This is a genomic window from Tepidimonas sp. (genome assembly GCF_036824975.1).
GTDB lineage: Bacteria > Pseudomonadota > Gammaproteobacteria > Burkholderiales > Burkholderiaceae_C > Tepidimonas.
The window spans coordinates 21,855-27,824 of sequence record NZ_DAISZC010000021.1 but is presented as its reverse complement, the minus strand read 5'-3'; the positions used below and the strand labels follow the sequence as shown (position 1 = coordinate 27,824).

At 70.9% G+C, this 5,970-nt stretch carries 8 protein-coding genes; 4 read left to right on the top strand and 4 right to left on the bottom strand.

Annotated features, from left to right (window positions below):
• The coding region (locus tag V7Z54_RS04185; RefSeq protein WP_334134572.1) for a DUF2244 domain-containing protein at positions 1-465 on the bottom strand (465 nt) is incomplete at its 3' end.
• Between the two features lie 104 nt (positions 466-569).
• Positions 570-1,562, bottom strand: coding sequence for a biotin synthase (locus tag V7Z54_RS04180; protein WP_334134571.1), 993 nt, complete (start codon positions 1,560-1,562; stop codon positions 570-572).
• 181 nt (positions 1,563-1,743) lie between these two features.
• On the opposite strand from V7Z54_RS04180, the gene V7Z54_RS04175 reads away from it, so the two are divergent.
• Positions 1,744-2,358, top strand: coding sequence for a ComF family protein (locus V7Z54_RS04175; RefSeq protein WP_334134570.1), 615 nt, complete (start codon positions 1,744-1,746; stop codon positions 2,356-2,358).
• 10 nt (positions 2,359-2,368) lie between these two features.
• Positions 2,369-2,866, top strand: coding sequence for a tRNA (cytidine(34)-2'-O)-methyltransferase (locus V7Z54_RS04170; protein WP_334134569.1), 498 nt, complete (start codon positions 2,369-2,371; stop codon positions 2,864-2,866).
• Here the strand turns inward: V7Z54_RS04170 and V7Z54_RS04165 are convergent.
• Both V7Z54_RS04165 and V7Z54_RS04160 read right to left on the bottom strand, forming a co-directional pair.
• A complete protein-coding gene (locus V7Z54_RS04165) occupies positions 2,857-3,312 on the bottom strand; it encodes a MaoC family dehydratase (protein WP_334134567.1) in 456 nt (151 codons plus the stop codon). The two genes, V7Z54_RS04170 and V7Z54_RS04165, sit on opposite strands and share 10 nt — an antisense overlap.
• A gap of 10 nt (positions 3,313-3,322) precedes the next feature.
• Complete coding sequence (locus V7Z54_RS04160; RefSeq protein WP_334134565.1) at positions 3,323-3,946, bottom strand: ParA family protein; 624 nt, start codon at positions 3,944-3,946, stop codon at positions 3,323-3,325.
• A 62-nt stretch (positions 3,947-4,008) separates the two neighbouring features.
• Here V7Z54_RS04160 and V7Z54_RS04155 point away from each other — a divergent pair, with 62 nt between their 5' ends.
• Complete coding sequence (locus tag V7Z54_RS04155; RefSeq protein ID WP_334134564.1) at positions 4,009-4,443, top strand: DUF1841 family protein; 435 nt, start codon at positions 4,009-4,011, stop codon at positions 4,441-4,443.
• Between the two features lie 863 nt (positions 4,444-5,306).
• Positions 5,307-5,970: lytic transglycosylase domain-containing protein (locus V7Z54_RS04150; protein ID WP_334134562.1), on the top strand; the 664-nt coding region annotated here is incomplete at its 3' end.

The window sequence follows — 5,970 nt, the reverse complement described above, 5'->3', positions numbered from 1 at the left end:
CGCCAGCTGGCGCCGCTGCGCCGGGGTCGCCAGCCGACCGATGCACACGCTGTCACTGCCCACCCGCAAACGCAGCCATCCCTGTCCCTGCGCCGGACCCTCGACCCGCACCCACGGTGCTGGCCACTCCCGACGCTCCACCCGTCCCACCCGTTCCCACTCGACCAGCAGACGACCATCGCGCAACACCAACAGCTCGCGGTCCGCCGCGTGTCGTCCGTACCACAATAGCGCCGTGCCCAGCGCGGTCAGCTCGAGCAGGGCAAAGGGCAGCACCCACCCGACGCCCACCGCCCAGAACGACAGTGCCACCAGCAGGGACGCCCCGCACGCCAGCCCGAACGCGACGGCGCACTGGCGCGGCGTCAGCGCGCAGGGACGCTTGAGCAGCCAGCGCCAGCCGTGTCGATCAGCACGGGCCAACTGCAGCGGCTGCGCCGCGGCGAACTGCGCTTCGGGGACCACCGGTCGCTCCTGATCCAGCGTGACACAGACCTGCCAGGCGCCGACACGTGATGCGGTTTGCGTCGCGCCCGCGTGTTTGATCTAGATCAATTGTAGTGGGGTTTTCAGCGGTCTTCGGCAGCGGGCCGGGCCGCTTCCTGGGCCCGGGGGCGCAGCGCCTGGCGCAGGTGCTGCAGGGGCACCCGCGTCTCGGCCGCCACGGTCAGGCGCGGACGCGGACGGATGGCGTGGCCGTAGACGACCTCCACCGTCAGGCACAGCCGCCCTTGGGCGTCACGCGGCAGATGTTCCTGCACCGCCTGCAGCCAGCGCGTCTGCCAGGCCCGCCCGCGCAGCGCCGGGTGACGCGCCGGGTGCCAGTTGCGGCCCGTGGTGCGCAGCTCCGCCAGCAGACGCTGCGCATCCGGATAGGTCAGGGTCACGCGCTCCATGTCCATCACCGGCTCGGCAAAGCCCACCGCCACCAGCAGATCTCCCCAGTCGTGCATGTCCACGTAGGGCGCCGCCGGTGGCGGCCAGCCCATTGCCGCGTGCACCGCGCGCAGCTCGCGCGCCGTATCGGGGCCCAGACAGCTAAACATCAGAAAGCCGTCCTCGACCAGCCAGTCGTACCACTGTTGCAGCAGGCGGCGCGGCTCGGCCGTCAGATGCAGCACCATGTTGGCCCACACCAGACCCACCGACTGCGGCACCGGCTGATCGGGCGCGGCCACTCCCGCCAGCAGGCCCCAAGGGGTTTGGGCCACCTGCGCTGCGCGGCGCCAGCGGCGCCACCAGGGCTGGGCGCGCGGCTGCCAGCGCGCCCACGTGGCAGCCCCCAGCTCCCCCGCCAGCCACACCCGCGCCTGCGGGTAGCGCTGCACCACGGCCCGATGCGCCGTTTCACCGGCGAGCAGCGGCGACCAACTGACCCACGCACTCGGCTGCGCGCGGATCCAGTCCAGCCGCTCGGCCATGCGCCCCCCCACCCAATCGTGCAGCCAGGGGCTAGCCTTGGGAACACGCTGGCGCCAGCGCGCCGTCGCCACCGCATCCAGCTCGGGCACGCGGCTGCCGTCGGTGGATACGAGAGGAAAGTGGGCGTGGGCGCTGGCCATGGGCCACGCAGTATAGTCGGCCCGCTGCCAACCATGGGGAGGGCAAGGAATGTTGCAGCAATCGAGGTGGCGACGCTGGTGGCACCGGCTGGGACGGGGCGTGCCTGCAGTGTGCGAAGCGTGCGGGCGCTGGCCGGACGGCCCGTTGTGCCCGCCCTGTCGGCATGACTTGGCGCCGGTCGTGCCTCGCTGCCCGCGCTGTGCGCTGCCGTTGCCCATTGGCCTGTCGCGCTGCAGCCGCTGCATCGACGAGGCCCCGTGGCAGCAGGTGCTGGCGCGCGTGGACTACGCACCGCCGTGGGACGCCTGGATCGCGGCATTCAAGTTCCGCGGCCGGCTGGGGCTGGCAGCGCCGCTGGCACGGCTGTGGCTGGACGATCCGGCGCTGGATGCGCTGCTGCGGGCGTCCGAGGTCTGGCTGCCGGTGCCTTCGGCTCCCAGCCGCCTGGCCGAGCGGGGTTACCACCCCGTGTGGGCGCTGATGCAGGCGCTGGCGGCGCAGCGGCCCACGCCGCGCGCGCTGGCACAGGCGCTGCGGCGCGACGACACCACGACGGATCAGCACCAGCTGGGCCGTGCCCAGCGGCTGGCGCAGGGGCCGCGCCTGTTCCGGCCCGATGTGCGGATAGCCGCACACATCGCCGGCCGCCACGTGCTGGTGGTCGACGATGTGATGACCACCGGGGCCACGCTGCGCGCAGCCTGTGCAGCGCTGGGCGAGGCAGGCGCGGTGACGGTGCGCGCCCTGGTGCTGGCGCGCACCCCACCGCCCGACCCCGACCCCGCGGTGCAATAATGCGTGCCCCATGTGGCATATTGTCCTCGTGGCCCCGGAGATCCCGCCCAACACCGGCAACGTCATCCGCCTGTGCGCCAACACCGGCGCGACGCTGCACCTGGTGGAACCGCTGGGGTTTTCGATGGAAGACCGGCTGCTGCGCCGCGCCGGGCTGGACTACCACGAATACGCCACCGTGCGGCGTCACGCCTCGTGGGCGGCGCTGCTGGCCAGCGAGCGCCCCGACCCGACGCGCTGCTTTGCGCTGACCACGCGCGGCTCGCGCTCGGTGTATGACACACGCTTTGCCGCCGGCGACTGGCTGATTTTTGGCTCGGAGTCGCGCGGCCTGCCCGCAGAGGTGCTGCACACCCTGCCGTCCGCGCAGCAACTGCGCCTGCCGATGCGGCCCGGCCAACGCAGCCTCAACCTCTCCAACGCGGTGGCCGTGACGGCTTTCGAGGTCTGGCGCCAGTTGGACTTCGCCGGGGCCGCACCGACTGCGCCTGATACCCCTCAGCGATAGTGCCGCACCAGCATGTCGGCTACACAGGCTGGCTTGGCCTGCCCCTCGATTTCGACCGTAGCGCGCCAGCACAGGTGCACACCATCGGGCTCGATGGGCTGCAGCGACAACAAATGCAGGTGGGCGCGCAGTCGGCTGCCCACAGGCACCGGCGCGGTGAAGCGTACCCGATCGGTGCCGTAGTTGATCGATAACCGCACCCCCTGCACCTGCACCGCCTCGGCCAACCAGCGCGACAGCAGCGACAGGGTCAAGAACCCGTGCGCAATGGGGCGCCCGAACGGCCCCAGGGCGGCGCGTTCGGCGTCCACGTGGATCCACTGGTGGTCGTCGGTGGCTTCAGCGAAGCGGTCGATGCGCTCCTGGGTGATGGTCAGCCACTGCGTCACCGCCACATCGGTGCCCACGGCGGCACGCAACGCATCGAAAGAGGCAAAAGTCTTCATGCGCGGCAGTCTAGCGTCCCAGCCGGTCTACCCAATGCAGCAGCGGTCGCCAGTGCGTCAGCTCGCGCTGCACCTGCTGCGGCGCCACGTCGAATAGCGTCAACCCATGCGCGGCCAGGTGACGGTATACCTGGGCCTCGCGCACCTGGGCCACCAGCGGCACCGACAACGTCTGCACGAAGGCCTGCAGCTGGCGTGCCGCCCGCGTGCGCTCGTCTACCCGCACCGCCACCAGCGCCAGCGCCAAGCCGGGGGGGGCGCGCTCGCGTAGCGCGTGCAGAAAGTCGTAGGTGGCGTAGATGTCGAACGGGCCCGGCTGCACGGGCACCAGCACGCCGTCGGTATGGCGCAGCACCGCGCGCAGGCGCTGCCCGTGCAGTCCGGCTGGTGTGTCCAGCACCACGTGCGTGGTGCCGCGTGGCGGCTTGAGCACGTCGCTGCGGCTGGCGTCCCAGCCGGCGATCGGCCGCGCCTGCGCCGGACGCTGCCGCAGCCAGAGAGCGCAGCTCTGTTGCCGGTCCACATCGCCCAGCATGACGGCGTGCCCGCAGCGCGCCCAGTAGCCGGCAATCTGGGTGGCCAGTGTGGTTTTGCCGACGCCCCCCTTCGGATTGGCGATGACGAGCACGGGCATGCGATACCTCGGCACGGATTGCGGATCCACCCATCGTAGCGCAAAGGGGCGACAATGCACCCATGTTCACCCCTTCGCAAGCCGACGTGCGCCGCTTTTTCTGCGGCGCATACGACAAGGGCCGGCGCGGCCTGCCGATGGAGCCGCTGGAGCAGCTGGCGTGGGCATGGATCGAGCACCATCCAGAGTACCACGCGGAGCTGGCCGACCTCAACGCCGCGTTGCGCGCCATGGGCCAAGCCGACCCCGACCGTGACAATCCCTTCCTGCACCTGTCGATGCACCTGAGCATCAGCGAGCAGTGCTCGATCGACCAGCCGCCCGGCATCCGCCAGGCGGTGGAGCTACTGGCGACCCGCCGCAACTCCTTGCACGCGGCACATCACGAGGTAATGGCATGTCTGGGGCGGATGCTGTGGGAGAGTCAGCGCAGCGGCCGCCCGCCCGACGGTCTGGCTTACGTGGCCGAGGTGCAGCGCCGCGCCACCGCTGGCTGAGGGGCTACCCCGCACACACCACCGCAACGCAATGGCCACCAGCGGCGGCACGCGCGCCGCAGCGGAGCGCAATCCAGCAGAAAGGCCCCGGCGGGCTGCACCCACCGGAGCCTGGGCACGGGGTTCGCACCGTGCCAACCGTGGCCGCGTGGAGGTGATTCGTCACACGGGGCCGGAGGCAACGGATTGCCTCCATCAGAGGGCCGGGCCAAGGCGTTGCCGACCTTGGCGGGCCTGTCGCGGCGCCCGGCTGTCTGGCCACTGGACGCACGGCGACAGTTTCACTATATCCCCCCGGCACGCGCGGTGCGCTGAATTTTTTCGATGGTCGCCGGCCCGATCATTGAACGGGTAACGCCCGGTAGTGACCGATCGCCTCCCGGTACAGCGCCCGGGAACCACTGGTTGCACCATGCCACAACATCCGGACACGCCAGACAAGACCGGGACAGTGACGACGGCCAGCCGCGCGCCACGTCTGCCAGCAGGCGGCTGAATGTGACCACTGTTTATTACCACTAGCGATGTTATTGACATCCATAAGTATTGACTTGGAATGACAAGCCCCCTACCATCGCGCCCGTTTTGCATCCCTTCAACCCCGAGCAGGGTTGCCGGGCGGAGCCGGTCGCGATGCGAACCGTGCCCGCCGGGAGCTGGCCATCCCGACAGGCCAGCCCGCGGCCACGTGCCTGCTCACGGACCAACCCGGGATCAGGCGGTGCAGTGTGCTCCTGTGGCGCGCCGGCCGCTTACCGACCGCCCCTGCCGCGCCGGACACCGGCTGCGGTCACGACCCGACCGCAGCCCCTAGCGGCCGCGGGTTGCCGGGTGGTTCGACCATCGACGAAAGGAGCGTGTCCATGACCCTGTGCATCGACACCCGAGGCCACGCCGCCCTGCAGGGCTGGCGTGCCGATCCCCGACCCGATCAGCGCCGGTCGGCGGTGGTCGCCAAGGCGACCACTACACCGGCCGCCGGCGCGCGCCCGTGGGTCCGGACCGCCCTGGGTGCCTTGCGCCACGCACTGGCCTCCATCGGGCTGGCGCTGCTGACCGGTGTGGCGCTGCTGGCGCTGCAGCCGGCCTGGCGCAGCTCGCTGGAGCGCGAAGTCACCGAATGGCTGTTGACCCGTCAGGCGGCGGAGCCGGCCGGTGACGACGCCGCGCTCGTCACCGAACGCGTGATCGCGGCCGATCTGGCCGGCCTGCCCCAGGAACAGGCCCGACTGGCGCACTGGCTGGCGCGCAAATACCGCGTGGCCAGCGAGCCGCTGGGCGCGCTGGTGGCCGAAGCCCACCAGATCGGACGGCAGCTGCAGCTCGATCCCACGCTGATCCTGGCCGTAGTGGCGGTCGAATCGCGCTTCAACCCGTTTGCCGCCAGCACGGTGGGGGCACACGGCCTGATGCAGGTGCACACGCGCGTGCATGCCGACAAATTGGAGCCTCTGGGCGGTGCGCTGGCGGTCTTCGACCCCGTCAGCAACCTGCGGGTCGGCGCCGAAATCCTGCGCGACGCGATCC